22 protein-coding genes are annotated in these 26,152 nt (G+C 61.9%); 7 read left to right on the top strand and 15 right to left on the bottom strand.

What is annotated here, in order from left to right; translation table 11 throughout:
• Positions 1 to 2: 2 nt before the first annotated feature.
• From ATK06_RS04385 to ATK06_RS04370, 4 genes are all read right to left on the bottom strand, one after another.
• Positions 3 to 995, bottom strand: a complete 993-nt coding sequence (locus ATK06_RS04385; RefSeq protein WP_048381227.1) for a decaprenyl-phosphate phosphoribosyltransferase — start codon at positions 993 to 995, stop codon at positions 3 to 5.
• Positions 996 to 998: 3 nt separating this feature from the next.
• Positions 999 to 1,502 (bottom strand): phosphatase PAP2 family protein, encoded by a 504-nt coding sequence (locus ATK06_RS04380; protein WP_098388905.1) that lies wholly within the window; start codon positions 1,500 to 1,502, stop codon positions 999 to 1,001.
• Positions 1,503 to 3,533 (bottom strand): glycosyltransferase, encoded by a 2,031-nt coding sequence (locus ATK06_RS04375; protein ID WP_048381222.1) that lies wholly within the window; start codon positions 3,531 to 3,533, stop codon positions 1,503 to 1,505.
• 199 nt (positions 3,534 to 3,732) lie between these two features.
• A complete protein-coding gene (locus tag ATK06_RS04370) occupies positions 3,733 to 3,984 on the bottom strand; it encodes a hypothetical protein (protein WP_143341389.1) in 252 nt (83 codons plus the stop codon).
• 593 nt (positions 3,985 to 4,577) lie between these two features.
• Between ATK06_RS04370 and ATK06_RS04365 the strand changes: the two genes are divergently transcribed.
• Positions 4,578 to 5,114, top strand: a complete 537-nt coding sequence (locus tag ATK06_RS04365) for an excalibur calcium-binding domain-containing protein (protein WP_098388904.1) — start codon at positions 4,578 to 4,580, stop codon at positions 5,112 to 5,114.
• A gap of 285 nt (positions 5,115 to 5,399) precedes the next feature.
• Entirely contained in the window at positions 5,400 to 6,491 is a 1,092-nt protein-coding gene (locus tag ATK06_RS04360; RefSeq protein ID WP_048381216.1) for a Fic family protein, read from the top strand.
• 503 nt (positions 6,492 to 6,994) lie between these two features.
• On the opposite strand, the gene ulaA is transcribed toward ATK06_RS04360, so the two are convergent.
• Together ulaA and ATK06_RS04350 are read right to left on the bottom strand one after the other, a co-directional pair.
• Entirely contained in the window at positions 6,995 to 8,575 is a 1,581-nt protein-coding gene (gene ulaA / locus ATK06_RS04355) for a PTS ascorbate transporter subunit IIC (protein WP_098388903.1), read from the bottom strand.
• Between the two features lie 11 nt (positions 8,576 to 8,586).
• Entirely contained in the window at positions 8,587 to 9,348 is a 762-nt protein-coding gene (locus tag ATK06_RS04350; RefSeq protein ID WP_048381213.1) for a PTS sugar transporter subunit IIAB, read from the bottom strand.
• A 104-nt stretch (positions 9,349 to 9,452) separates the two neighbouring features.
• Between ATK06_RS04350 and ATK06_RS04345 the strand changes: the two genes are divergently transcribed.
• A complete protein-coding gene (locus ATK06_RS04345; protein ID WP_048381211.1) occupies positions 9,453 to 9,860 on the top strand; it encodes a (deoxy)nucleoside triphosphate pyrophosphohydrolase in 408 nt (135 codons plus the stop codon).
• The gene (locus tag ATK06_RS04340; protein WP_098388902.1) at positions 9,857 to 12,952 is read left to right on the top strand and encodes a DUF3427 domain-containing protein; all 3,096 of its coding nucleotides are present in this window, start codon (positions 9,857 to 9,859) and stop codon (positions 12,950 to 12,952) included. The genes ATK06_RS04345 and ATK06_RS04340 overlap by 4 nt, the downstream gene beginning before the upstream one ends.
• Positions 12,953 to 12,960: 8 nt before the next feature.
• Here the strand turns inward: ATK06_RS04340 and ATK06_RS04335 are convergent, their stop codons facing one another.
• From ATK06_RS04335 to ATK06_RS04320, 4 genes are all read right to left on the bottom strand, one after another.
• Positions 12,961 to 14,406 carry a hypothetical protein gene (locus ATK06_RS04335; protein WP_098388901.1) on the bottom strand — a complete coding sequence of 482 codons (1,446 nt, stop codon included), beginning with the start codon at positions 14,404 to 14,406 and terminating at the stop codon, positions 12,961 to 12,963.
• 166 nt (positions 14,407 to 14,572) lie between these two features.
• Positions 14,573 to 15,400, bottom strand: a complete 828-nt coding sequence (locus ATK06_RS04330) for a S1 family peptidase (protein ID WP_048381207.1) — start codon at positions 15,398 to 15,400, stop codon at positions 14,573 to 14,575.
• A gap of 2 nt (positions 15,401 to 15,402) precedes the next feature.
• Positions 15,403 to 16,362 (bottom strand): acyltransferase family protein, encoded by a 960-nt coding sequence (locus ATK06_RS04325; protein ID WP_161796011.1) that lies wholly within the window; start codon positions 16,360 to 16,362, stop codon positions 15,403 to 15,405.
• A gap of 162 nt (positions 16,363 to 16,524) precedes the next feature.
• Positions 16,525 to 16,791: a three-helix bundle dimerization domain-containing protein gene (locus ATK06_RS04320; protein ID WP_083986158.1), complete on the bottom strand. Its 267-nt coding sequence runs from the start codon at positions 16,789 to 16,791 to the stop codon at positions 16,525 to 16,527.
• Positions 16,792 to 17,030: 239 nt separating this feature from the next.
• Here ATK06_RS04320 and ATK06_RS04315 point away from each other — a divergent pair, with 239 nt between their 5' ends.
• From ATK06_RS04315 to ATK06_RS04305, 3 genes are read left to right on the top strand one after another with little or no spacing between them, the layout of a single operon-like run.
• Positions 17,031 to 18,452: a DUF5129 domain-containing protein gene (locus ATK06_RS04315; RefSeq protein WP_048381201.1), complete on the top strand. Its 1,422-nt coding sequence runs from the start codon at positions 17,031 to 17,033 to the stop codon at positions 18,450 to 18,452.
• A 60-nt stretch (positions 18,453 to 18,512) separates the two neighbouring features.
• Positions 18,513 to 19,991 (top strand): MFS transporter, encoded by a 1,479-nt coding sequence (locus ATK06_RS04310; protein WP_048381199.1) that lies wholly within the window; start codon positions 18,513 to 18,515, stop codon positions 19,989 to 19,991.
• Positions 19,984 to 20,508, top strand: a complete 525-nt coding sequence (locus ATK06_RS04305) for a TetR/AcrR family transcriptional regulator (RefSeq protein ID WP_169916247.1) — start codon at positions 19,984 to 19,986, stop codon at positions 20,506 to 20,508. Before ATK06_RS04310 ends, ATK06_RS04305 begins: the two co-directional genes overlap by 8 nt.
• On the opposite strand, the gene ATK06_RS04300 is transcribed toward ATK06_RS04305, so the two are convergent.
• The 5 genes from ATK06_RS04300 to ATK06_RS04275 form a co-directional block, all read right to left on the bottom strand.
• Positions 20,494 to 21,630 carry a PTS sugar transporter subunit IIC gene (locus ATK06_RS04300; protein WP_083986156.1) on the bottom strand — a complete coding sequence of 379 codons (1,137 nt, stop codon included), beginning with the start codon at positions 21,628 to 21,630 and terminating at the stop codon, positions 20,494 to 20,496. The genes ATK06_RS04305 and ATK06_RS04300 overlap by 15 nt on opposite strands.
• 752 nt (positions 21,631 to 22,382) lie before the next feature.
• Positions 22,383 to 23,057: a response regulator transcription factor gene (locus ATK06_RS04290; RefSeq protein ID WP_098388897.1), complete on the bottom strand. Its 675-nt coding sequence runs from the start codon at positions 23,055 to 23,057 to the stop codon at positions 22,383 to 22,385.
• Entirely contained in the window at positions 23,054 to 24,514 is a 1,461-nt protein-coding gene (locus tag ATK06_RS04285) for a sensor histidine kinase (protein ID WP_231913557.1), read from the bottom strand. The genes ATK06_RS04290 and ATK06_RS04285 overlap by 4 nt, the downstream gene beginning before the upstream one ends.
• Positions 24,459 to 24,854 (bottom strand): hypothetical protein, encoded by a 396-nt coding sequence (locus ATK06_RS04280; RefSeq protein ID WP_048381192.1) that lies wholly within the window; start codon positions 24,852 to 24,854, stop codon positions 24,459 to 24,461. The genes ATK06_RS04285 and ATK06_RS04280 overlap by 56 nt, the downstream gene beginning before the upstream one ends.
• Positions 24,855 to 24,932: 78 nt before the next feature.
• Complete coding sequence (locus ATK06_RS04275) at positions 24,933 to 26,144, bottom strand: glycerate kinase family protein (protein ID WP_098388896.1); 1,212 nt, start codon at positions 26,142 to 26,144, stop codon at positions 24,933 to 24,935.
• Positions 26,145 to 26,152: the final 8 nt, after the last annotated feature.

The raw sequence follows: 26,152 nt of genomic DNA, 5'->3' as shown, positions 1-26,152 counted from the left end.
GTTTACAGGGCCGGGATGACGTACACGGCCATGGCCATGCAGGCCACCCAGGCCAATGCGAGGATCTGGAGGACGCGGTCGGAGTACGCCAGCTCGTCGGGCGCGCCGCCTTCACCGCGGTCGACGTCGAGGGCGTAGCGCAGGATGGCCACGGTAAACGGAACCATGGACAGCTGGTACCAGACGGCCTGGCCGTCAATGTGCGCGGTGTTGCTCATCTCGAAGCCCCACAGTGCGTACGTCAGGACAACGGCCGTGCCGGCCAAAGTCCACACGAAACGCAGGTACGTGTCCGTATACCCCTGGAGGCTCTTGCGGATTTTCGCACCCGTCGCCTGCGCGAGGAGCAGCTCCGAATACCGCTTACCAGCAGCCATGAATAGGGACCCGAACGCCATGACCAGCAGGAACCACTGGGACAGCGTGATGCCCGCGGCCACACCACCGGCCATCGCGCGCAGCATAAACCCGGAGGACACGAGCGCAATATCAATCACCGGCAGGTGCTTCCAGCCGAAGCAGTAGCCCAACTGCAAAGCAATGTAGACGGCCACGACGATCGCCAGGCCCGAACCGGAACTGGCCAGGAAGGACAGCCCAATTGCCAAGACGATGAGGATAACGGCCATCGCGTACGCCAGGCCCACCGGCAGGACACCGGCGGCAATCGGGCGGAAACGCTTCGTGGGGTGTGCGCGGTCGGCTTCGACGTCGCGGGCATCGTTGATCAGGTAGATCGAGGATGCTGCAAAGCAGAAGGTAATGAAGGCGATGGCGACGTCGAGAAGCGTCCTAGAATCCGTGAGAGCTTCAGTACCCGCGGCTGCAGGGGCGGCCACGACCAAAACATTCTTGACCCACTGCTTCGGGCGCATCGCCTTGACCATGCCGTCGAAGAGGTTCTTCGGAGGCTTGCGGTCCTTTGGCGTATCCACGCCCCGGGTGTGGGGTTCGGATTCGAAAACGCTCTGCTCGGGTCCATGCTGCTGGGACATCGTTTAGGCCTTTCCGTTCAACTTCTCCACACCAAGTGCCGTTGCGGCACCCAGGGCGGCCCCCGCGATGGTGTCCGTGGGGTAATGCACTCCGAGAACCATACGGGAAAGCATCATCACTGGCACACCAGCCAACGGGGCCGGGTTCTTCACCACGTAGGTCAGCGCCACTAATGCGGCCGTGGTACTGGTCGCGTGGGAGGAAGGAAACGACAGCTTAGAGGGGGTTCCCACACCAATTTCGATGCGCGGATCGTGCGGGCGGGGGCGTCGGACAATGCGCTTAATCACAACGGACGCGGCGTGTGAAATGAACGCCGAGACCGCAACGTTGATCCAACCGCGGCGGCGCTGCTTATCCGCCACCGCGCCAACCGCGCCAAGGCCCATCCAGCCCAGGGCGTGCTCGCCGAAGAAGGACATGGCCCGTGCCGCCGGCAATACGCCCGGCAGCTTTCCGACGCTTCCCTGCAGCGCAAGGAGCGTTTTTACTTCAAGGTTGGCCATCTACTTCCCTTCCTGGGCTTGGTTCGCGCCCTGATGCTGGGCGTCGAAGATCCTGGCCCACGACTCACGCGAGGTCAGCTCCGGCATCGCGGCGCGGTAGCGGCCCTTCATTTCTTCGAAGCGTTCCTTAAGTTCCTTGTGCACCGCACGGGTTTCCTGCAGGAGTTCCTTCGCGAGTTCGCGGTCGCGCTTGCGGAACGCTACACCAGTGCCGTCGGCGGTGGTGACGGTAGCGCCGTCGAGACGCGACAGGCTGAACCAGCGGGCCTCGCGCAATGCCAGGTTGGCCTGCGGGACTTCGTGGTGGCGTTCGTCGGCGGGCTTGAGGGAATGCTGCACGCCCTTGATCAGCCAGCGCAGTTTACGCAGCTTCGCGGTTGGGCCACGCAGGTCCTTCTTTGGCACGCCCGGCGCGCCCGATGGCTGCGGGAGCACGGTTGCACTCGGCAGGATTTGGGCATCCGGGTATTCCTTGCGGATCGCTTGGATGCGCGGTAGGGAGCTTTCGAGGATGTCGAAGAGCTGCTCGGGGCCGGCCAAGAAGTCCTTGATCGCTTCAATCTGGATGCGCAGGGTCGAGTATTCCATGCACATGAGGTGCTTGAACGTGGACTTTTGCAGCGTCTTGATGATGCCGTCCGCGCTTCCGTGGTGGTACATGGCCGCCACGATGAGGCGGTTGCGGAGATGGAAGTAGGCTTGCCAGTCGATGGCGTCATCCTTGTCCGCCCAGCTCATGTGCCAGATCGCGACGCCGGGCCAGGTGGCCGTCGGGAAGCCGGCCTCGCCCGCGCGCAGGGAGTATTCGGTGTCATCCCACTTGATGAACAGTGGAAGGGGCTGGCCGATTTGCTGTGCGACGACCGTCGGGAACATGCACATCCACCAACCGTTGTAATCCACGTCCACGCGTCGGTGAATGTTGCGGGAGTTTGCCGGGACGTCACGGCCAGAATCGCCCAGGTAGTGGATCCAGGCACCGTCCGGGTCTTTGCCCAGATCGTTCATGGGGTGTTCGGCGAAGTTGTGATCGTAACCGGAGTGTTCTGCCGGCGCCCACATGAAAGTGTGGCGGTCCACGACCTCGCCCATGGTGCGCAGTTCCGCGCGGTCCAGCAGGTTAAGCATTTGGCCGCCGACGATAATCGGGGACTTCGCGTAGCGCGCCACCTGGACTGCGCGCAGGACGGAGTCCGGTTCGATGGCGATGTCGTCATCCATGTACAGGATGTATGGGGTTTCCGGGGTATTCTCCCCCACGGCCTCGAACATGATGCGCGAGTAACCGCCCGACCCGCCCAGGTTGCCCTGGCGGTATTCGAAGAAACGGTCCCCGAAGTGCTCGGTGATTTCTTTGTAGCCGGGCTCGTCGGCAGGGTGCTTGGTGCCCTGGTCGGGCATGAGCATCGCCTTGATGATGCCGTCGACTTCCTCATCGGATGCCAAGGCTTGCAGCGCAGCGACGGCGTCAGCTGGGCGGTTAAACGTAGGGATACCTACCGTGACCGCCTTCTCAAAAGGACCGACCTGGGTGCCGTCCGGCATGGTCTGCGGGCCAGGCTCCTGAGCTGCGAACCAGCCGCCCTCGCTGACGGTTGCTTCGGTCTCTGCCGTGACATCAAACCAGTACCAGCCACCATCTTCGAATGGCTTCAGCGGCAGGACGAACTCCACATCCCCGTCCTGCACAAAGGCATTGTCTACTCCGATGCGGCCGCCGTCGGTGCGGGAACGGTAGACGTCGATACGCGCCTGACCAGCAACGTGAAGCTTGAGCACGACCTCCTCCAACTGCGACCAACGCTTCCAGTAGGAGGCGGGGAACGCGTTGAAGTAGGTTTCGAAGCTGACCTCCGCGCCGGCGGGCAGGGTGACGCTGAAACGATCCGGAATATCCAGGCGCTCGTGCGCTGCGGATGTGGACTCCATCAAGTAGAGCATGCGTACGTCGGCAGGCTCACCGCGCTTGGGCAGCAACAGGCGTTGCAGCTGCTCCACCGCCTGAGACTGCTTCTTGTCTTCAGTGCTCACAGGTTGTGCACTCACGGATAATCCTCCACCCTGATAGGCATTTCACGCGCAGACTCAGCTGCGCACATACTTGGACTACAAGCGTAATACCTACCCCCGACACGTTCGAACACCGGCGCGCTGGCCGGCCGCGAAAGACAGGAAGCTCACAAGGTTTCAGGCTGCTTGACGACGCCCCTCCGGCCCCATCTCCGACGTTCTAAAACCCAGCGCTCTCCGCTATCGAGGCCACCAAGAACAGCAGCGGGAACATCAGGACGGCGCACGCGGGCGCCAGCCAGGCCACCGCTTTGGTGCGGGCACGGAACGCGCACACAGTGGCAGCTGCGAAAAGGGCGGTGTATGCGCACCAGAATATGAACGTTGCTGCCGGATTCGTGCTCAAGAACAGGGATGCCACCGCGACCACGAGACCCAGCCCGAATAATGTCACTGCCGTTCTTTGCATCATGGTTTTAAGTTTAAGCGTGTGGGCGTAGCGGGCTGGCGGGCGTTTTTGGCTGGCGCGCGTTTTTGGTGCACATCCTTGACTGACATCTTGTATATGCCTAGATACCGCTGGGGCCGGGTTTTCCGCGACCTGGCGTATCAGGTTTACCAGTCAAGAACGTCACTCAAGGATGTAGCTGGGCCTTCGGAACAGGCGCCGGTGCCCTCGACGCATGCGGAAAATCTGCATAATTATCAGCCAGACTTAATATCCCAGGTCACCTGCAACGCCACGGATACGCGCGACCTGGGATATTAAGGCTAGCTCGTAAGCCTAGCGTTCACCTGTGGTTTCACCGCCGACAAAAGATGACATGCCGATTCGGTGTACATATCCAAACGCAACCCGGAATCAGGCCTCTTATCGGGACTGCGCCGACCGCTTCAACAAGGAGCGCCGGGCTGGTTGAGTGCAGTCTCTTCAGTGACAGCTGCCACGAAGCATTTCCAGAATTTTTACCCAGTCTGCCCTTCTGCCCCCGTACAGCTCTGAATGTTGGTAAATATCAAGCACAAAGCATTCCCTCTCTGTGTTTTTTCAGTTATTATCCAGAAATGTTCAAGAAACTGTTTGTTGCTTCGGTTGCGACCACGCTCATCGCTACCGCAAGTCCTGCACTAGCGCAGGACACGATCCCAGTGGCCGAATCACCGAATCCAATCACCACGTTGGAAGGTCCCCTAAAGAAAGACCAGCCCCGCGGAGCGCTTAGCGACGGCGAAATCGCTGGAATCGTTTTAGGAGTAATCGGAGCCGTCACCCTGATCGGCGGCGGCGCTGTATGGGCTATCCAACAAGGGTTTATCCCTAACCCATTACCAGGCATTCTGCCTTCTCCTGCGCCTGCACCTGCGCCACTTCCAGCACCTGCACCGGAACCAGTAGCTCCTGCGCCAGCCCCAATCGCCGAACCTGCACCCGCCCCAGCACCACGTCCAGCAGCTGCACCACGCCCTGCAACGAAGATGTACCCGAACTGCCGTGCAGTCTGGCGTGACTTGGGTCGCCCGATTCGCCGTTCCGACGCCGGCTACGACACCCATCTGGACCGTGATGGTGACGGCATAGGTTGCGAACGACGTCCCCGTTAACTTCTAGCACATCACATATTTAAGGCTCTACCGGACGAATCATGTTCGGTAGAGCCTTCAACGCATGCGGCAAATCTGCATAATTAACAGCCAGACTTAATATCCCAGGTCGCGGGCCTCTGGGTGGGTTCGCGCGACCTGGGATATTAAGGCTAGCTCGTAAGGCTAGCGTTCAGGACAAGTTCGCCATCGCCTTCACCTGCGGTTTCACCGGCGACAAAACCTGATATGTCGATTTTTCGCGAAAAAATCGACACGTTAGCGAGATATGTTTATTCTGTGTAAATGTCTGCTCACGAAGCGTTCAACCCGAACATCCCCTACAACCAGTTGCCACCTCTTCCTCCGGCTGCGATTGTGGAAACGGTTCCCGTACTCAAAGCCGTGATTGAAGCTCGTGCAGCGCTGGCCTCGCTCAATACAGCATGCGACCTGATTCCAAATCCAGACATCATCACTTCCACGATTCCATTGCGCGAAGCGCAGGCTTCTTCAGAAATTGAGAACATCGTGACTACCAACGATGAACTATTCAAAGCGGAATGGGAAGTAGACCGCTCTCCCTCACCCGCGACTAAAGAAGCACTGCGCTACAAAGAAGCTTTATATAACGGGGTTCAAGCTCTGCACGAACGGCCTGTCTCTGAGAAGACGGCGCTATTTGTTTGCAGCATCTTGGACGGCCAACCGGCACGGATTCGTTCTACCCCGGGAACCTTTATTGGCGACCCCCGTACAAAAACGCGTTTCTACACTCCGCCCGAAGGTAAGGAGATTATCGAGGCACACCTTTCAGCCTGGGAGAAATTTATTTACTCCAACCACGAGTTGGATCCCCTGGTGCTCATGGCAATAACGCATTACCAATTCGAGGCGATTCACCCTTTCTATGACGGCAATGGGCGTACAGGTCGAATCCTGAATATCTTGTTGCTTATCCAGCATGAAGTTCTGCGATTGCCCGTCCTTTATTTATCCGGCTATATCGTCGACAACAAGTCTGAGTACTACAAACGCTTGCGCGAGGTGACAAGTCAAGATGCCTGGGAAGAGTGGATTTTGTTTATGGTCAGGGCCGTCCAAGAGGCAGCGGAATCTGCAACGGATCTGATCAACGAACTACGCCTTTTACAAGAACAGACAGGTGAGAAAATCCGCGCCCTAGGAATTTCAGCCGGAGCCTATCTGGCACATCTGCTTTTCATTAAACCTTATGTTCGCATCGCCGACATAGAAGAAGCTGGCTTGGCTAAGCGCCAAACAGCGTCAACTTGGCTAGCTCAGCTGGCTGAAGCCGGAATACTCCAGGAACACAAGATTGGCAGGGGAAAAATATTCGCAAATATCGATGCTCTCAAGGCGCTCACAACCAGGTAGTTTGTTCTGATATGTCGATTTTTCACGAAAAAATCGACACGTTAGAGGGATATGTCGATTCGGTGTACATGTCCGAACGCGACCCAGAATCAGGCCTCTCAGCGGGACTGCGCCAAGCGCTTTCAAGAGGAGCGTCTCCCTTTAACCGCTAGAACGCCCCACGGGCACGTCCATCACAACCTTCAACGTATGCGGCAAATCTGCATAATTATCAGCCAGGCTTAATATCCCAGGCCGCGGACAACGCCACGGATACGCACGACCTGGGATATTAAGGCTAGCTCGTAAGGTTAGCGTTCACGACAAGTTCACCGCCCCTTTCACCTGCGGTTTCACTACCAACAAAACCTGATATGTCGATTTTTCGCGAAAAAAATCGACACGTTAGCGGGATATGTCGATTCGGTATACATATCCGAACGCAATCTAGGATCAGCCAGCACGGAGCACGCAAGAACCCCGCGAGACTTGCAGGTCCAGCGGGGTTTCAGCCAACTACATAGTTAGTCTTCGAGTGGTGGTGGCGGTACCGGTGCGCCTTTAGGTGGCGCGATCTTTGGGTAGGTGCGGGTCTCAGCCGCGACCGGAGCGTCGTCAGCCGAAGCAGCCGAAGCGGCCGAAGCAGCCAGACCAGCAGCACCAGCCGAACCGGAACCGGCAGCAGCCGGGTCCACACCGTCGACGTATTTCTTTTGTACGAACAGGCCCAGTCCGAATACAACTGCTCCGACCAGCAGGATTAGCCCCAGTCCAACGGCCCCGCCGGCGCGTGCGCCAAGGCCGATGAGGATGCCGAACCAGCCGAAGTCCGCGTCACCGAAGGTGGTGTTTTCCGATCCGAATGCCCCGAGAACCTGCAGTAAGAATGCGGGAAGGAACGTAATGAGCAGGCCGTTTGCGAAGGCACCGAAGATGGCGCCGCGTCGTCCGCCGGTGGCGTTGCCGTAGACGCCTGCTGCGCCGCCGGTGAAGAAGTGTGGCACGAGGCCGGGCAGGATGAGTGCGATGCCGAATGCGGGGTTGAGCCATAGTGCGAGGACTGCTAGGCCGACGAGTCCGCCCACGAATGAGCTGATGAACCCGATGAGCACGGCATTTTGTGCGAAGGGGAAGACGATGGGCGCGTCGAGGGCTGGGATTGCGCCGGGGACTACTTTGGCGGCGATGCCTTGGAAGGCTGGGACCAGTTCGCCCAAGATGGTGCGCACGCCGAAGAGGATGACGGCCACGGCTACGCCGAATTGGAGGCCTTGCGTGACGGCTTGCATGAAGTAGTTGCCGGCGTTTGCTGCGCCGCCGTCGAAGGCGTTGAAGGCTTCGTCGCCTGCGCGCAGGTAGTAGGCGAGGGCGAGGACTACGTACATGATGACCATGGACAGTGCGGTGGAGACCATGGAGTCACGGAGGAAGCGGAGGCCTTCGGGGAGTTTGAGTTCTTCGGTGGAGGGGGATTTCTTTTCACCTTTGCTGCCGACGAGCTTGCCGACGGCACCTGCGGCCACGTAACCGGCGGTGCCGAAGTGGCCGATAGCGATGGAATCGTTGCCCGTGATTTTCCGGGTCCAGGGGTGTGCGATGGCGGGTAGTGAAACCATGAGGACGCCGAGTAGGAGCGCGCCGGCGAGGACCACGATCCAGGAGTTGAATCCTGCGGTTGCCAGGATGATGGTCAGCATGGTTGCCATGAAGAGTACGTGGTGTCCGGTGAGGAATACGTAGCTCAGTGGGGTGAATCGGGCAAGGATGAGGGAGACGGCGAAGCCGAGGATCATCAGCCAGGCGACTTGTCCGCCGTATTGTTGTTGGGCGATGCCGGCGATGGCTTCGTTGGTGGGGATCACGCCTTGGGCGCCGGTGGCGCCTTGGATCATGATGCCGAGCGGCTCTAGTGAGGCGGTGACTAGTGTGGCGCCAGCGCCGATGAGGAGGAAGCCGAGTGTTGCTTTGAGTGCGCCGCCGATAACTTGGCCGCCGGATTTGCGCATTGCGGCCAGCCCGACGGCGGTGATGATGCCGATGAGAAACGCAGGTACCGCCAGGAATTCGTTGACGATGAACTGCGCAATGTTAATGAGTACGTCCATTGTTATTGCCTCTAGATGTCGTAGGAGTCGCGGAGTACGGCGTCCACTTCCTTGACGGAGGTGAAGTCGTCGATAATGCGCAGCGGTACGCCCAAGTCACCGAGGGTGCGGGCGATTTCGCCGGAGGTGAGGATGAGGTCTGCTTCTTTGGCTTTGCCTTTTGCGGAGATGGTGTCGGTGGCTTCGACGGTGATGTATTTGGCCCAGCCCCACCGCCCGAGGACGTCTTCGACGGTGTTCTTCAGGAAGAGGCTGGTGCCCAGGCCGTTGCCGCAGACGGTGAGGATCTTGTTGCGGGTGTCACTGGATTGCTTCTCGACGTCCTCCCGGCCCGATACTCCCTCTAAAACCGCACGCAGTTCCCCGGGAGTGGTGGCAGCATCAAGTTCGGCGCGCTTCTTACCCAACAGCTTTGCGATTTCCGCCATCGCCTGCTGATGGCCCGTAGTATCTGTGGCGGCGAGCGCCACGACCAGGGACACGGGATCGTTCTTGTGCCCGAACTCGACGGGTTCGGTGAGCTTGAGCCATGCGGCCGTCGTTGCGTGAACCGCTTCCGAGGGCCGGGCGTGTGCGAACGCGAAACCCGGCGCTACCACGATGTACGGGCCTTTTTCGTGAACGCTATCAATCATGGATTGGGTGTATGCGGACTCAACGTTGCCGGTTGCTTCGAGGAGCTTCCCGGCCTGGCGGAGGGCATCTTCCCAGTCGGTTGCTGTGCCTGCGAGGTCTATCGATTCATCCGCAAGCAGACGGTTTAAAGCTGACATGTTTCTATCCTAAAACTGCGCCTCCCTCAACCAAAAGATGGTGTTCGAAAATCCACCACCTGAGATCCGAACACGTGTCTGGGGTATCTACTACAGTCCTAGGCATGTCGTCACCGATTCATGTCGTAGCTGCTGTTTTTACCCGGCTCGAACCCACCACGCAGGTCTTTGCCGCCCGGCGCGGACCTGGCCAGAGTATGGCTGGTTTGTGGGAATTTCCGGGTGGAAAAGTTGAGCCTGGGGAAACTGAGCCGCAGGCTTTGGTCCGGGAACTTACAGAAGAGCTTCTCATCACGGCGCGGGTGGGGTCGCATGTGGTGACTACTGAGCACGCCTATGACTTTGGGACGATACGCCTCTCTAGTTATTACTGCGCCATAGCGGAAGGTGCGCCCACTATGACGGAGCACGATGAAGTGCGGTGGGTGGACGTCGATAAGCTGCTCCAGCTGGAGTGGGCACCGGCTGATGTGCCGGCCGTGCGCGCGGTGATGGAGGAATTGGGGCGATGAGCATGGACGCTTCCCTGCCGTTCGGGGTGTATGAATCCGCGGTGACCCGCCGGTTGCGGGAGCGGATGGCGGCTACGAACGCACGGTTCGCCACAGTGTCCGGCGCGGAGGAACCCGCGCGCGACCGCTACATTGCGGCATTGTCGCGCACGATTGTGGAGCACCTGCGTACCGCGTTGGAGTCCACGAAGAATGAGGCCGACCGCCTGCACTTGATTAATGCGGTGGCCCACCTGATCGACCCTGACGACACGATCGAACAGGAATTACTCCTCCACGCGGTGTACGCGCCAACGCTAGGTGAAGAACCGCACCTGCCTCCAACGTCGCTCGCCGGCTCCGCCTTGCTGACGAATGCGGGCAGCGATCAGAATATGGCTTCGGAGATTCGCCGCGAGATTCACACTGCCGACCAGGTGGATCTGTTGTGTGCATTCGTGAAGAATTCGGGCATTTCCGTTATTCGCAACGAACTGGAATACCTGCGTGACAAGGGTGTTCCCCTGCGCGTCATCACGTCCACGTACTGCGGTGCATCGGACGCCACCGCGATCCGCAAACTCACCGAGGAATTCGGCGCGCAGGTGAAGGTGGGCTATGAGTCCACTACCACACGTCTACACGCAAAAGCGTGGCTTTTCCGCCGCAATTCCGGTTTTGATTCCGCCTATATTGGCAGTTCAAACCTGTCGCGTTCAGCGCTTATCGACGGCGTCGAGTGGAACATCCGCGCCACCCGAGCCAGCACGCCGGATATTGTGGACCGCTTCCAGAAGGTTTTTGATACGTACTGGAACAGCAAGCACTACACCACCTTCACGGCCGCGGACACGCTCCGCCTGCAAGCGGCGCTGAAGCAGGCGTCGCCGGAGTCTTCGTCCCGCAGTCTCACTCTGGCTGGCCTGCGAGTTGAGCCGTGGCCGTACCAGGAAGCAATGCTCGATGCTCTCACCGCCGAGCGGTCTGCGCACGGGCACCACCGGAACCTGCTGGTCGCAGCCACAGGTACCGGCAAAACTGTGGTCGCGGCCCTGGATTATCGAGGCCTGGCCGAAACCGCTGGCCGGCGGCCCACCCTCCTCTTCGTGGCGCACCGGACGCAATTGCTGCACCAGGCGCGTGCCGTATTCCGGGAAGTTCTCCAGGACCCCAGCTTCGGTGAAATCTTGGCCGGAAACCACACGGTCGAGGAAGGCCGGCACGTCTTCGCTACCATCCAGTCCGTGCATACCCGGCTGGACCGGTTCGCCCCCGACGCCTTCGACATGGTCATCGTCGACGAATTCCACCACGCCGAAGCCCGCACGTACCGCACTCTTCTCGACTACGTGCAGCCTCGCGAGCTTCTCGGTCTGACCGCAACTCCAGAGCGCGCCGACGGCACCAACGTGGCCGAATTCTTCGACCACCGCGTTGCCTATGAACTGCGCTTATGGGACGCGTTGGCGCTACAACTCGTCGCCCCTATGCATTATTACGGAATCTCCGACGGAACCGATCTCCGTGATGTGCGCTGGTCCCGAACGTCCTCGGCCTACGACGTCGAAGAACTCTCCGACTTTTATATCCGCATGGGCGACAAGCGCGTCCGCCTGATCCTCAGCGAGATCGAAAAACACATCTTCGACGTAGAAGATATGAAAGCCCTGGGCTTCTGCGTGTCCATCGCACACGCAGAATACATGGCGCATCGCTTCACCGCCCTGGGAGTCCCCGCACAAGCCGTGACCAGCGCTAACGATCCCGAATCCCGCGACCGGGCAATCAGCGCGCTCAAAGATGGCCGCCTCAAAGCCCTATTCACGGTGGACCTGTTCAACGAGGGCGTGGACATCCCCGAGGCGAACACCCTTCTCCTCCTGCGCCCCACAGCAAGCCCGACGGTATTCCTCCAGCAGTTGGGCCGTGGCCTGCGCCTCTACAAGGACAAGGTCTGTACCGTCCTAGATTTTATTGGACAGCAGCACGAAGAATTCGGGTTCGCACCCCGCTACGCAGCGCTCACCGGACGACGCGGAAAACGCCTCACCCAGGAGATTGAAAACGGCTTCCCGCACCTTCCCGGCGGCAGCAGCATCCACCTCGACGCCGTCACCCAAGCCCAGGTGCTGGGAAACATCAAGGCTGCCACCAAAAATTCACTACCGGCTCTGCGCCGCCTCGTAGCGGCCGAAGGCACCACCTCCCTAACCGCATTCCTGGCCAACACGCACCTAGAACTCGAGGACCTGTACCGCAGCAAAAATCACGACGGGTGGACCAGGTTACTGCGCTCTGCTTCGCTTATCGACGCCACCCCCACCCCACCCAACGAAGAGTTTTTCCTCAACCGCGTACGTGCATTCCTGCACGTCAATGATGCCGAACGTGCGGAAGCTTACCTACGCATCCTCGACCCAGCCGGCCTCTCTGTGTCGTCCATGAGCGACCAGGACCTACGGTTCCTACGCATGCTCGCGGTCAACGTGTGGGCATACCAGCCCGTCGCAACGCACCCGCAGGACTTAGACTCCGCGTTGCGTACTTTGCGTGAGCAGCACACTTTCCGGGACGAACTGGAACAAGTCTTTGCCTGGACTACCGCCCGCAGCCGGGTTGTTCCTGAGCAGATGGGCACCACTGTCCTGTCGATGCATGCCGACTATTCGCGAGCCGAATTAACGGCCGCTTTGCGCGAGGAATCCCTCAAGAATTTGCTCAACCTACCCCGAGAAGGCGTCTACTACCTGCAGGAACAGAACATTGATTTACTTTTCGTGACGCTTATTAAAAACGAGGACGACTTCTCCGAAACCACCCGCTACGAGGACGTCCCCCTTTCCCGCGAGCTCTTCCAGTGGGAATCACAATCCCAAACCACACTCGACTCCGCGACCGGCCAGCGTTACCTCCACCACCAAGAACTGGGCTCCCACGTGGTCTTGTGCGTGCGTGTGGAAAAATCCACCGCATTGGGCACAGCCGCGCCGTTTACTCTGCTCGGACCAGTGAACTACGTATCCCACAGAGGCGAAAAGCCCATCCGCATCGAATGGGCTTTGGAACGGCGTATGCCAGCCGAGATTTTCGAAGCCGGACGCGCCGCCGTCTAAGCCGGAAACTAGATACGGATCCCGAAACTACGGAGGACCTGCTTCAACGGACCCTGGAATGCAGCCAGCCCGACCAGGCCGAGCACGCTCACCAGCGCGGCAATGACACCCGCAATCACACCAGCGTTTGCCGAGCTTGTTGTGGCGCCATCCCCCTCAGGGGCCGGCTTCTTGCTCTCCGGCGCAGTCGTTGAGCCCGGTTTAGGGGCTGGCGTTACCACCGGTGGCTTCGGCGCAGGCTTCTTGCTCTCCGGCGCAGGGGAAGGCTTCGGCGCAGGTTTCTGAGGTTGAGCGTCCGGCCTCTTCCTCGGCGTTGGCTTCGGATTTTCCGGCTTCGGCTTCGTGCTCTCCGGGGTCGAAGGTTTCGGTGCAGGTTTCTGTGGTTGAACTTCCGGCTTCTTCCCCGGCTTGGGCTTTGGGCTTTCCGGCTTAGGTGCCGGCTTCGGAGCTGACGGCTTCACCACCGGTGGCTTCGGCGCATCATGGGTCGGCGAAGGCGCAGGTTTCTGGGGTTGCGCTTCCGGCTTCTTCTCCGGCTTGGGCTTCGGACTTTCCGGTTTCGGAGCTGACGGCTTCACCACCGGTGGCTTCGGCTTCGGCGCATCAGGTGCCGGCTTCTTTTCCGGCGAAGGCGCGGGTTTCGGAGCCGAAGGCTTCGTGCTCTCCGGCGAAGGCGCAGGTTTCGGCTCAGGTTTCTGTGGTTGCACTTCCGGCTTCTTCTCCGGTGCTGGCTTCGCTGCCGGCGGCTTCGGCGCAACTGGGGGCACCTCCGGTGCTGGGGGGACCTGCCTGCCGTAGTCAAGGCATTCGGTGAGCGTCAAATCCTCGAAGGACCCGTCAACATGCTCGGACACACGCCCGAAAAGCTTCTCGATCTTCTCAGCCTTCGCGTCTTCGTCGTCGGCGTTCCCCACGACAATCCGCACGATTAGGGACTTCAATTCCTGCAGCACCACGCCGTTGAGGTCAGCGACATCCTTGATCGACAATGCCGCCTTATCGCGCCCAGCGATGAGTTGTTCCACCTGCTCAGGGGTATGGAACGGCGATCCGTCCTTGTCCATGCCTCGCTCTACGCGGTAGAGCTTGGTCACCAGGTCGTAGGCTTCATCGCCGTAGCCGGCTGCGTCGAGCTTCTCGCGCGCAGCTTTCTCGCCGGCGCGCATCGCCTCCTCGCGTTCCTCGCCTGCCAGCCCCGGCAGGCTGGAGGCTTCGCCGTTGGCGCGGCCGAGTTCGAAGCGCAGGCCCTTGACGTCACCCTGGATTGCATACACCAGGCCGAATGCGGAACGCACAGCATCGGCTAGGAGCTCCCGGTCGTTTTCGTCGAAGGTGAAGTGGCAGCGGCCGTCTTTGAATTCGAAAGTAGCGGCGGTGGCGGCAGGGACGTTGAGAATACCGCCGGTCATCGCGGTAGCTAGTAGGGCGGCGACTAGAACTTTAGGGCGTCGCATAGCAATCTCCTCAGTTAGGGGAAAGAAATAACTTCGGAATACTATTCCGCGTCTAGTTTCTTCCAGAAATTGAGACGCCCTGTGGCGGGCCGAATGTGATGAAAACCATTCCCGATAACGGTTTTCGTCACACTCAGCCGTGTAAAACCCCTGGATAAAAGGTCTATTAGCGCTGTTTGCGCGCCTTCGCCGCCAACAGGAAGACCGCCACGATCACGATAATTCCACCGATAACCCACCAGAGCACCGGCGAGTTCTTGGACTCCTCGGAAGCGCGTGCGGAAGGCGCGCCCTCTTTCGCCATGGTGTCCGTGATCCACTCGCGGACCTCGCCGGTGGGCGCGAACAGGGCCTCCGGCGAGCTCGCGGCCTCCGGGTTGTCGGGGTTGAAGCTGGCGGTCAACACGCCGGCCACTTTTCCGTCGGCGAAGATCGGGCCGCCGGAGTCGCCGGCTTGAAACTCGGAGCCGTCGGTAAGGCGCACGTTCAGCGCATTCTTCCCCTCGAAGAGGGCGAAGTCGGTCACCTCCGCGACTTCCCCGCGCCCCACCGGCAGCTTCTCCGTCTTGCCGGAACCGTCCGGCGACCAGCCGTACGCCTCCACCGCGGTACCGGCCGCCAGGTCGCCGGCTACCTCCGGGTAGGAGCCCAGGCCAAGCGGTTCAGCCGTGCGGATCAGGGCGACGTCGCCGGCGGGCGCGGTGAACCACGTGTCGATCTTCACGCGGCTCTGGCCGTCACCCTGCCCGATGCGGATCGAACCGCCGGGGGTCGGGGCGTTCTCCACGCAGTGGCGCGCGGTGATCACCCAATAGTCGCCGATGGCAGTGCCTGTGCAATTGCCGTCGAGCGAACCGTCATCGCCGATCTGTTCAGCAACAACCGCGTCGCCGGCGCTGCCGGCCTCGGCGAAGTTGTCGGAGATCAGGGCGTGGGCGGGCGTCGATAAGCACAGTGCCGACGCCACGGCTAGAACTGGAACGAGCTTTTTCATAATTACACCTTTCGACAGATCGCGGACACCGCCGCCTCCAGCGGCCCACGGGCAAAGAATGAACGCCACAACGTCGCCCCAGCCAGGGCGGCAACGAGCGTGACGATCGTGAAAATCGGATACAACTGCTGCGTACTCGCTCCATTAAGCAACCCCACAGAAAGCACGTGAGCAGTATAAATAGTCAAAGTCATGGAACCCATCGCCTGCAACGGGAACAGCCACTCCCCCCGCTTCACGACGAGCACGCACACCCCAATCACCGCCAACGACCCAGCCATCGTGGCCACCAGGTCAATCAGCCCGCCCGAATGCGGCTTCGCGTCGACGAAACCCTGCACCACAATCCCCGCCTGATTCCGGGTGGCCACCGCGTACTGCGAATCGACCCACCCGCGCGCAGCGATACCCACCGCGGCGACCGGGAAACCCCACAACGCCATCTTCTGGCGCTGCGGATTGTGCAGCAGCAGACGCCCGGCGAGGACGCCGACCAGCATGTACGCCAACCACCCCGGCAAGGGGTACGGCTCCCGCAACATTGCCGGCAGCGTGGTCTGCAACGCGATCACCCGCGTGATCCCCGAGGCCACGACCAGGGCCACAAGCGTGATCGCCAGCGCCCGGTCCGACCAGCCGGTGACGCGCAGCAGCCCGAAGAGGATATAACCCACGCCAATCGCCGGCAGAACTACGGAGATCGGGCCGGCCCACGGCGCGATCGCCAGGCCGAGGACCGCGATAATCGCCCCGCGCAAGGCCACGCTCTGGCGGGAATGCTTGCGCATGAAATACAACGAAACACCCGAGAGCACCGCAAACAGCGCGGCCGGGAAGCCTTTGAAGAATTCACCCGCCAGCCCGGGAAACGGGTACAGGTGGGCGACGACCATTCCGATCAGCGCAATGGCGCGCGCAACGTCAATTGCGATGACGCGGTGGGATCCAGTTTTCTCTGACACAAGCACACACTGTAAATCCCACACAGTGGAATTGACAAAGATTTTCATGAAGCGGTGCGGGGAGTTTTCTGTCCATTACCTGAGCCGACTTCACCGCCGGCCCGCGCGCGCACGAAAAAACGGGCCCACGCGGGGGCCCGTTGATGCGAAAGTATCCTTGGTTTACGCTGCTGCGCCGAGGACGGATACCGAAAGTGGGTAGACGTCTGCGGAACCTACGGCAACCTCGCCGGCTGCCATGGATGCGAGCTGCTCGGTTGCGGCGCGCTCAATCAGAACCTTCTTGAAGAAGCTGGCGGCGCCTCCTTTGTCAGCGGCTGCGTCGTCAAGGACGGTGTCGACCGTCGCTGCGCCGAGAACGCCATCAAAGCGTTCGTGCAGGTCTTCGCGGATGCTCCAGAGTGTGTCAGTGTGCAGTGCGGTGCTCATCTTTTTCACCAATCCTTTCCTGTTCATCTTGGTGAACTGTTTGTTAACTTGCTGTTAACCATAACCGAATTAGTTGGTGGACGTCAAGTATTGGCGCGCGCCCACATCATATGCGCAGGCCACGGCCCCAGTTGTTTTATATTCACCAAAAATGTTACGCATGTGAATGCTGTTTATCTGGTCGGGTTAACGCAAAATTAACCCACGCGCCCCGGCGCGTGGCGTGGCACAATGAACCCATGAAAGCTTCGCAGTTAGCAGCCGTCGTTCTCGCCTCCCTGGCGGTGGGCGCAGGCACCGGCGCCGCCGCGTGGAATCTGAATGCGCCGCCGGAGCCTGCGGCGGTCGTCGTGGAGCAAGCGGCCACGTCGCCGCAGGTCACGGTGGATAACCCGCAGGGCGTGCTCAGTGCGGAGGACACGCAGCGGATCCAGGACAATACGCAGCGCATCCCCTTCGCGTCCAGCGTGCGCCACGTCTACTACGTGGTATTCGGGGAAAGTGACAGCAATGTGAACGACACCGTGGAGAACTTCTTCCGCGACAACCACCCGGAAGCTATCGGCGATAAGTACTTCGCCGACGGCGTCCTTATTATCGGCGCTGCCACGGACCAGCGCCAGGTTTTCGCCTTCGCCGGCGAGGACGTGGACGCGCAGGTAGACATCCGCGGCCGCGCCGACAGCATTATCGAGGCAATGCGCCCCGGCATGCGCGACGGCAACATCCCCGGCGCTTTCCACGCCGGCGCCACGGAAGCGGCGGACGCGCAGCGCCGAGAGGAACGCATCCTGGCGTCGGCGCAGAATGATCAAGCAGGCGTCACCGCCCTCGCAGGTGGTGGCGGGTTTGTGGCCACTGCCGCTGCGGGTAGTGCGCTGCTCTACCGGAGGAAGAAGCGTCGAGAAGCAATTGAGCAGGGCCGCCGCGACTACGCGCAGGTCACCGGCGAGTACGGGGAGCTGGCCGGCCGGCTGGACGGGCTGAACATCCGCGCGCACTCGCTGAGCAGCGGATTCGCCGACGCCACCTTGCGCAACCAGTGGTCTGAAGTGCAAGATCGCTTCCTCACACTGCACGACACCGTCTCCGGCGCAGGCGGCCTGAGCAGCATCGACATGAGTTCCGACGACGCCGTCTACGCCCACCGCGAGCAGCTGCGCAGCGCCGCCCTGACCGTTCAGCAGACCTCGAACGCGGAGTCCAACATCAACCGCCTCTTCGACCTGGAGCGCGGGGATGCGGCGGTGCGTCGTAAAGCGGTCGAGGACCTGCGCGCGGACGTGCTCGCCGCCGAGGCAGAGGTCAAGGACTCCTACCTGCGGGGACTGCTTCGCGACGTCCGTACCCGCCTCGAATCGCTGGCCACCGAACCCACGTCCGAGGATTTCCTCGACGGCTTCATCACCACGCTCGGCGACTACCGCACCGTGCTCGAGCAGGTACGCAAGGAGGAGATGAGCGACGTGAAAGAACGCGAAGAACTGCGCACCCCACGACTGTACGACGCCGACACCTGGTACCCCTCCTTCGTCCCGTACGTGGCGCTCAGTTCGTGGCACCAGTCGAACGTGCAGGCCGCGCAGGCGGCGCAGTCCTCGAGCACGAATTCCAGTTTCAGTTCCGGATTCTCCGGCGCGGGAGCCTCCGGCGGCTATTAAAACCGCAGGCCGGGCGCCAAAGTTGCACACTGTACCGTACGGTCTGTACAGTTTGGCGCTATGTCTAATACCGAAGTGTCTACCCCGGCCCAGAGATGGTCGTTTTTTGCCGTTATTTCCCTAGGTCTGCTCATGATCGGGCTCGACAACTCGATCCTGTACACCGCTCTCCCCGAGCTCAACGAGCAGCTCCACACCACCCCGACGCAGGGCCTGTGGATCATTAACGCATACCCGCTGGCACTCGCCGGCCTCCTCCTGGGCACCGGCACTTTGGGCGACAAGATCGGCCACCGCCTCATGTTCATCATCGGGCTGGTCCTCTTCGGCTTGGCGTCGCTGGCCGCCGCTTTCGCCCCCACGGCCTGGCTACTGGTTGGCGCGCGTGGCCTGCTGGGTGTGGGCGCGGCGTTCATGATGCCAGCCACCCTGGCACTTATCCGCCTGACCTTTAGCAATGAGCGCGAACGCAACACCGCGATCGGCATCTGGGGATCGGTGGCCGTCGTCGGCGCCGCGCTAGGCCCGGTGGTCGGCGGTGCGTTGCTGGAAGTCTTCTGGTGGGGATCCATCTTCCTGATCAACGTGCCGATCGTGATCATTGCGCTGGGTCTGACCCTGTGGCTCGCGCCGGAAAACATGCCGAACCCGCAGAAGCACTGGGACTTCATCTCCTCGATTTACGCCCTCTTCGCGCTATCCGGCCTGGTCATGGCAATCAAGGAAGCAGCGAACCCGAACTCCGGCTGGACGCTGTTCTCCGTCGCGGCGGCGCTGTGCGTCATCGGGGCAGTCCTGTTCGTGCGTCGCCAAAACAAGCTTGAGGACCCACTGCTCACCTTCGACATCTTCAAGTCCCGCATGTTTGCCGGCGGCGTCATCGCAGCCGGTGGCGGCATGTTCTTCATGGCCGGCTCGGAGATGATGACCACGCAAAAACTACAGCTTGTCGACGGCTTCACGCCCCTGCACGCCGGCGCAACAATCATCGCAATGGCGATCGCCGCCATCCCGGCGTCCACACTTGGTGGCGCGTACCTGCACAAGATTGGCTTCCTCCCGCTGATTGGCGGTGGCTTCCTGGGCGCGGTCGTGGGCGCGGGCCTGCTGATCTGGGGTTCCGAGGCCGGCAGCTACGGCATCGAAATCGTTGCCCTCGCGATCATGGGCTTCTCCGCCGGGTCGGTCATGAGCGTGTCCTCCATCGCAATCATCGGCGCTGCCCCACTCCACCGCTCCGGCATGGCCGCCGGTGTGGAGGAAGTGTCCTACGAATTCGGCACCCTGCTGACCGTCGCGATTACCGGCTCCCTCCTGCCGATGTGGCTGATCCAGCACCTGCCGGACAACCTCAAGGACCTGGGCCTGGACGCCGTCTACAACCCGGAGACCAACCCGATCGCCGCGCCTGCGTACGCGGACGCCTACCACCAGGTGCTCATGGTGCTCGCCGGCGCCGCCCTGCTGTTCGGTGTGGCAACGTGGTGGTGCTTCCGTGATAACCCCAAGTCAGGTGATATCCATGTCGCGCATGAGTAAGAAGGACCAGATCCTGGAGGCCTCGCTGGACATCATTGCTAGCGACGGCATCCCCGGCGTCACCTACGACCGGCTGGCAACCGTCACCGGGTTATCCAAATCCGGCCTGATTTACCACTTCCCATCCCGCCACGACCTCCTCGTGGGGCTCCACGAATTCACGGCCGCCCGGTGGGAGAAGAAAATCATCGACCACGCCGGCGGGAAAACGGCCGACGAGCTCACCGAACGGGAACGCTACCGGGCCATGCTCGTGACCATGAGCGAACACGAACCCGTCACCGAACTCCTGGTCACCCTCCACGCCCGCACCCACGAGGATTTCGCCCGGCCCTGGGTAGAGGTCGAAGACCGGTGGCTCCCCGACGTCCACACCCCCTCCACCGACAAGAACCTGGTCGCGGCCACGGTTCTAGCATCCGGGCTGTGGGCCCACGACCACATTTACGTCAAACCCCTGGCGCCGGAAAACCGGAAGGTGGTCGTCGAGAAGCTCTTAGAGCTACTCGAAATCTAGACGGAAGTGCTCCGGGCGCACCCACCCCAGGCGCGCAAACAGCCAGCTAAAGAACATGCCCAGCGCAATCGGAGCCACCACAAACAAGCCCACCACAATCGCAATATTGCCCGCTGACCAGCCCCAACCCTCATAGTTCAGGGCTGCCAGCGGGCCCACCAGGCCAGCGATACCAAAGCCCGCCGAAATTGGTGTACCCGCAATCCCAACCACGCCACCGAGCGCGCCCAGGACCGCCGCCGTGGACAAGACCGGCAAGAAATTCAGCGGACGACTCCACACCGTAGCCATATGCACCTTCGGCGACCCCAGCACCGGGAGCAACGACTTACCCGGCCCATTAACCTTCCACCCCGCAACACACAGGCTGAAGCTGGCGGCCACCACGCCCAAGTTCGCGGTACCGGACGCCACGCCCGTCATCATGATCGCCGTCGCGATACCCACCGTGGACACCGGCGACACAATCATCACCGCGAACAAGACCGCCAGCACAATACCCATCAGCACGGGCTGCAACGTCGTCGCACCGTTGACTAGGTCCCCGAGCCACACAGTAAAGATCTTCACAATCGGGAACGTGACCACCCATCCGATACCGCCGGCAATGACGACGGTGAGCGTCGATAAGAACAAAATAGTGTACGAACCCAACCTGTTCCCGATCAGCAACACCACGCCCACGGCAATCGCTGCCGTCAGCCCCGAGTTCAACACCAGGCCTGTGCCCTGCACGTGGAAACCGCCCTCAGCCTGCGCCGTTGCCACGCCCGAGCCCAGCACACTAGCCAAGCCTATCGACGCCGTCTGAATCGGCGTCATCTTAAACTGCAACCCCACCATCACACCGATGAGAATCGGCAGCATCGCCGAACTCAAACTCACCATGTGAATCAAGGTCTGCCCCTGCGGGAACACCGGCAGCAACGCCTTAAAGACCTCACCCAACAGCGCCTGCGGCACAAGCGCCACGATCACCGCGACAGAGATGCCATTCAACACCTTCGTGGTAAAAGACCCCGGCGTCAGTTTCTCCGGCGTCGCGGGCTCCGGGCCGGTGGGGCCGGTCGCGCGGATAGCTTCGGTGTCCTGTGCGTCTTTTTCAGAGGCTGCGTTTGTCATGGGGAAACCTTAGCGCGCGCTGTGCATTTTTATACAAAACCTGTCCCGCAGGGTGCCCCCGCGGTTTCGCGAGGTGGGATGGCTGGCGTCGGCGGGCGTTTCCGGCTGTGTTTACCAGCCAGGGTTAATATCGCAGGTCGGCGGTTAGCCGGCGGGGGCACGCGACCTGGGATATTAAGCCCAGCTGATAAATATGCGACTTCGCGCATGCGCTGCCCGCGTAGCCGGGACATCTTTAGCGTGAATATTTAGTGCGCATCTTGTATACGCCAGGTCGCGAAATCTTGAGCGTCGAGCGCGACCTGGCGTATCAGGTTTGTCAGTCAAGGATGCACACCAAGAGCGCGCACCAAAGATTCACTTGCATCTTTACAAGCGCCAGGCGCGCAAGCCGGACGGGAAAATCAGCCCGGCGCCCCTGCGCCGGTCCTTTCCTGCTCACGCCCACTCCGGAAAACACGCAAACCAGAACGTGGCGCGCAAGCGCGCCGCGGATTCTCCCATCCGGCTGGCACACCTGGAACTTCAGAGGCCGACCTTCCGGAACCGCCACCCCTGCAAACGCTAGCCTTATCAGCCAGGCTTAATATCCCAGGTCGGGCACGCCGGGCCGCGCGAGCCCGACCTGGGATATTAACGCTAGCTGATAAATATGCACGCCGCCGGCTACCGCAAACACCCCAGACCAGCGAAAACGCAGCCACGCCGCAACCCCGCCCCACGCACCCCCCCCGAAAACGCAACCCCAACCCCTACACCAGCCGGTACCCCACTCCGCGCACGGTTTCGATGCGTTCGGCGCCGATCTTTTTGCGCAGCGTGCGGACGTAGACGTCGACGACGTTGGAGTTGGGGTCGAAGTCCATGCCCCACACCATGCTCAGCAGTTGGACGCGTGAAAGTATTTGGCCGGGGTGGCGCAGGAATGCTTCGAGCAGGCCGACTTCGCGGCGCGATAGTTCTTTGGTTTTGTCGCCGGCTTCGACGCGGTGTGTGCGCAGGTCAAGGGCTAGGTCTTTGTGGCGGAGGAGGTATCCGCCGTCGACGATGACGTCGTGAGTTGGGGCCTTGTCCGCGAGGCGAAGGCGCACGCGGGCGAGGAGTTCGGCGAATTGGAAGGGTTTGGGCATGTAGTCGTCGGCGCCGCCTTCGAGGGCGCGGATGCGATCAGCGAGTTTGGTGCGCGCGGTGAGCACGATGATGGGCAGTTGCACGCGCAGGAGGCGTAGTTGTTCGAGGACTTCGGAGCCGTCGAGGTGCGGGAGCCCCAGGTCGAGGACCATGAGGTCGTAGTTTCCGGTGCGGGCTTCGGCAAACGCGACGGCCCCGGAGTCGACGACGTCGCAGGCGTAGCCGGCGGCGCGGAGTCCCCGTTGGATGAAGTCGGCGATGCCGCGGTCGTCTTCGGCAACTAAAATCCTGCTCATTGTTCCTCCTTGGTTGCGGCCGGCAACGCCAGCCCAAATGTTGACCCGAGCCCGGGGACGGATTCGACGTAGGCGCGCCCGCCGTGGGCCGTGGCGATGGCGTCGACGATGGATAAGCCCAGGCCAGCACCACCCCGGCGCGCAGTCCCGCCGCGGGAGAAGCGGCCGAACAAACTACTTTGCTTCTCGACGGCCACCCCCTGCCCCCGGTCGCGCACCCAGAAACGTAGCTCCCGGTCAGGGCCTGCGCCGGTGTACGTGCTGCCGATCTCGACGCGGTCGTCGCTGTAGCGCAGCGCGTTGTTGCACAGTTCTAGGACGGCTTCGGTGATGCGATGTTCGTCGAGAAGCATGGTGCCTTCGGCGACGTCCGTGAGTTCGATGCGTTCGCTTAGGGTGCGGGCCTTGTCTTCGATGTCGATGCTGAGTTCGGCGACGTCGACGGGTTGGGGGTCGACGAAATCACCGGAATCGGCGACGGCGAGCGTGAGTAGGTCGTTGACCATGCGTGCCATGCGGTCGAGTTCGGCGGTGGCCAGGGCGATGGAGCGGGCGCGGTCCTCGGCGGTTCCGGTTTCGAGCAGTTCCAGCTGGCCGCGGATCACGGTGATTGGGGTGCGAAGTTCGTGGCCGGCGTCGTCGACGAACTGGCGTTGCTGCACGTAGGCGTCCTCGACGCGGTCGAGCATCGCGTTGAACGTGCGGGCCAGTTGGGCGATTTCATCACTGCCGCGCACCGGCACGCGCTGCGTCAGATCCGAATTCGAAATCTGGGACGCCACCCGGCTGACTTGGCGCACCGGCGCGACGATTTGGCCGGCAATCAGCCAGGCGATCACTATCGACGCCACCAGGCCTCCAAGCGCAAGGATCACGATGGAACGCAACGTTTCCTTCGCGGCGGCAAGCGCGTCGCCGGTGAAGTAGGCGACCGCCAACTGCACCGGCCGTTCCCCCTCGATGAACACCTTTCCCCAGTACACGGGGCCGCGGGGATCGTTCTCGAATATTCCCGACACCTCGTCCTCGCCGAACATTTCCCGCACCACCGGCTCCGTGGCCGCCAGGGGTTCGGGGTACGTGCCGTCGAGGGCGGCCACGTTCATCTGGATGAGTTGGCCGCCGGCAGCCCCGAGGATCACCTCGGAGGCGTCAGGGATCTGCCGCGACAGGTAGACCTCAACCATGCGTTCTGCAGAGTCGAAAGGTTCGGCAGTGACGGGGTCGGTGGCGTCGGCGGCGAAGCGGCGGAACTCCTCAATCTCCTGCTCCACGGAGGCGTTCGCGGTGGCGGCGACCTCGTTGAAGAGGACGCTGCGGGTCATCAACACAACCCCGCCGAGAGCAAGCGCTACGACCAGGCTCATCCATACGACGATGCGCCAGCGCAGCGACGTGGTTTTAGTCGTCATCGTCTCCGTCGTCTGCGTCGTCCCAATCATCATCGTCGTCGTCATCGTCGTCATCGTCCCAGCCGTTGTACGTCTGGTAATTCAGGGGCGCCTGCGGGGCGGCCGGCTGGGCGGGCGCGACGGGCTGAGCCGGGGCGACCGGGGCCGCTGGTTCGGCAGGCTGAGCAGGCGCGGCCGGTGCTTCCGAGTACTCCGTCTCCTCCGGCGCGCTGGTCGCCGAAGTCGGCGTCGCGGTGCCACGGATTGTGGCGGTGACGCTCGACGGGTCGACTTGCGGCGGCCGGTCATTGTTCGCCAAAGCTCGGCCGGACAAGGCGACGAGGACTAAGAGGCCGAGGATCGCGACGAGCGGGGCGAAGCGACGCGCGGTCGAAGTGGTCTCCATGGGGTGTTCCTTTCCTGCGCCGGGACATTATCACGGCGCGGTTGCATGGGGGTGTCGTTAACGTTACGGGAGAATGAACTAGGCGATGTACCGGGCGCGGACGGCCTCGGCACGCCGCCCAGAGACCGCGGATCCTAAGAGCAGGAGGCGGATGGTGCGTTCGGCGGCGTCGGTAAGCAGGGCACGGCCGTCGCGGACAGCGTCCTCGAGTGCCATCGGGATCGTCATGATCGACGCAATCGCGCTGATGCCTACCTCGTGGACGCGCGGGGCGCCCTCGCCGAGGGAACCGGCCAACGCCAGGACTGGCGCGCCGGTGCGCTGCGCCCGGCGCGCGACCTCCGCCGGGACTTTACCGCGCGGGGTCTGGAAATCGATTGCGCCCTCGGCGGTAATTACCAGGTCAGCCTGCTCAATGAGCTCATCCAGGTCCTGCGGCGCCGGCAATTGTTCCAGGAGGACCTGGAACCGGTCGCGGGCCTGCGCGCCCACGGCCATCAGCCCGGCGCCCAGGCCACCGGAGGCGCCTGAGCCCGGCGCGTCGTGCAGGCCGGCCACGCCGAAGGTGCTGGTCAAAAGGTCCGCCCAGTGTTCCAGGCCGCGGGCAAGTTCCTCGACCTGCTCCGGGGTGGCGCCCTTCTGCGGGCCGAAGACGTGCGCCACGCCGCGCGGGCCGGTCAAAACGTTATGGATATTGCAGGCCAGGACGATATCCACCTCGGCGAGGCGGGGGTGCAGCCCGGAAACGTCGATGTGGGCGGCCTGGGTGAGGGAGGCGCCACCGTCGATAAGCTCCTGGCCGTTCGCGTCGAGAATCCGGGCGCCAAGTGCGCGCAGGGCGCCGGCCCCGCCGTCGGAGGTGCCGGAATCGCCGCAGCCGACGACAATCCGCTGCACCCCGTGGTCGAGAATCTCCGCGAGGAGCTGGCCCACACCATACGTGGTGGTGGCGGTCGGGTCGCGCAGCTCACGCGGCACCAAGCTCAGGCCCGCCGCGGACGCCATCTCCATGACGGCCACGCCCTGGTCCGGGAATTCCAGCCAAGTGGCCTGCACCTGCTGGCCGACGGGCCCGGTCACCTGCGCGGCGTGCGTGACGGCACCGGGGCGGTCCGCCAGAATCTCGACGGTCCCCTCCCCACCATCCGGGACCGGGTACAAGTCCACGCGCACGCCGGGGAGGACGCGGCGCACCCCGGCCGCGATAGATTCGGCGACCTCGACTGCAGACAGCGACTCCTTAAAACCAGACGGCGCAACAAGGATTCGAGCTGGAAGATACATAGTCATGGAAATAC

This window comes from Corynebacterium renale (genome assembly GCF_002563965.1).
Classification (GTDB): Bacteria; Actinomycetota; Actinomycetes; order Mycobacteriales; family Mycobacteriaceae; genus Corynebacterium; species Corynebacterium renale.
This window is presented reverse-complemented; position numbering and strand designations above follow the sequence as displayed.

Bases quoted from the DNA above. Each gene is read 5' to 3' on its own strand.
- ATK06_RS04335 (WP_098388901.1), bottom strand. From the start codon at position 14,406: ATGCGACGCCCTAAAGTTCTAGTCGCCGCCCTACTAGCTACCGCGATG.
- ATK06_RS04310 (WP_048381199.1), top strand. From the start codon at position 18,513: ATGTCTAATACCGAAGTGTCTACCCCGGCCCAGAGATGGTCGTTTTTT.
- ATK06_RS04380 (WP_098388905.1), bottom strand. From the start codon at position 1,502: ATGGCCAACCTTGAAGTAAAAACGCTCCTTGCGCTGCAGGGAAGCGTC.
- ATK06_RS04345 (WP_048381211.1), top strand. From the start codon at position 9,453: ATGTCGTCACCGATTCATGTCGTAGCTGCTGTTTTTACCCGGCTCGAA.
- ATK06_RS04360 (WP_048381216.1), top strand. From the start codon at position 5,400: ATGTCTGCTCACGAAGCGTTCAACCCGAACATCCCCTACAACCAGTTG.
- ATK06_RS04320 (WP_083986158.1), bottom strand. From the start codon at position 16,791: ATGAGCACCGCACTGCACACTGACACACTCTGGAGCATCCGCGAAGAC.
- ATK06_RS04275 (WP_098388896.1), bottom strand. From the start codon at position 26,144: ATGACTATGTATCTTCCAGCTCGAATCCTTGTTGCGCCGTCTGGTTTT.
- ATK06_RS04305 (WP_169916247.1), top strand. From the start codon at position 19,984: ATGAGTAAGAAGGACCAGATCCTGGAGGCCTCGCTGGACATCATTGCT.
- ATK06_RS04330 (WP_048381207.1), bottom strand. From the start codon at position 15,400: ATGAAAAAGCTCGTTCCAGTTCTAGCCGTGGCGTCGGCACTGTGCTTA.
- ATK06_RS04300 (WP_083986156.1), bottom strand. From the start codon at position 21,630: ATGACAAACGCAGCCTCTGAAAAAGACGCACAGGACACCGAAGCTATC.
- ATK06_RS04385 (WP_048381227.1), bottom strand. From the start codon at position 995: ATGTCCCAGCAGCATGGACCCGAGCAGAGCGTTTTCGAATCCGAACCC.
- ATK06_RS04285 (WP_231913557.1), bottom strand. From the start codon at position 24,514: ATGACGACGACGATGATGATTGGGACGACGCAGACGACGGAGACGATG.
- ATK06_RS04280 (WP_048381192.1), bottom strand. From the start codon at position 24,854: ATGGAGACCACTTCGACCGCGCGTCGCTTCGCCCCGCTCGTCGCGATC.
- ATK06_RS04340 (WP_098388902.1), top strand. From the start codon at position 9,857: ATGAGCATGGACGCTTCCCTGCCGTTCGGGGTGTATGAATCCGCGGTG.
- ATK06_RS04350 (WP_048381213.1), bottom strand. From the start codon at position 9,348: ATGTCAGCTTTAAACCGTCTGCTTGCGGATGAATCGATAGACCTCGCA.
- ATK06_RS04290 (WP_098388897.1), bottom strand. From the start codon at position 23,057: ATGAGCAGGATTTTAGTTGCCGAAGACGACCGCGGCATCGCCGACTTC.
- ATK06_RS04365 (WP_098388904.1), top strand. From the start codon at position 4,578: ATGTTCAAGAAACTGTTTGTTGCTTCGGTTGCGACCACGCTCATCGCT.
- ATK06_RS04370 (WP_143341389.1), bottom strand. From the start codon at position 3,984: ATGATGCAAAGAACGGCAGTGACATTATTCGGGCTGGGTCTCGTGGTC.
- ulaA (WP_098388903.1), bottom strand. From the start codon at position 8,575: ATGGACGTACTCATTAACATTGCGCAGTTCATCGTCAACGAATTCCTG.
- ATK06_RS04315 (WP_048381201.1), top strand. From the start codon at position 17,031: ATGAAAGCTTCGCAGTTAGCAGCCGTCGTTCTCGCCTCCCTGGCGGTG.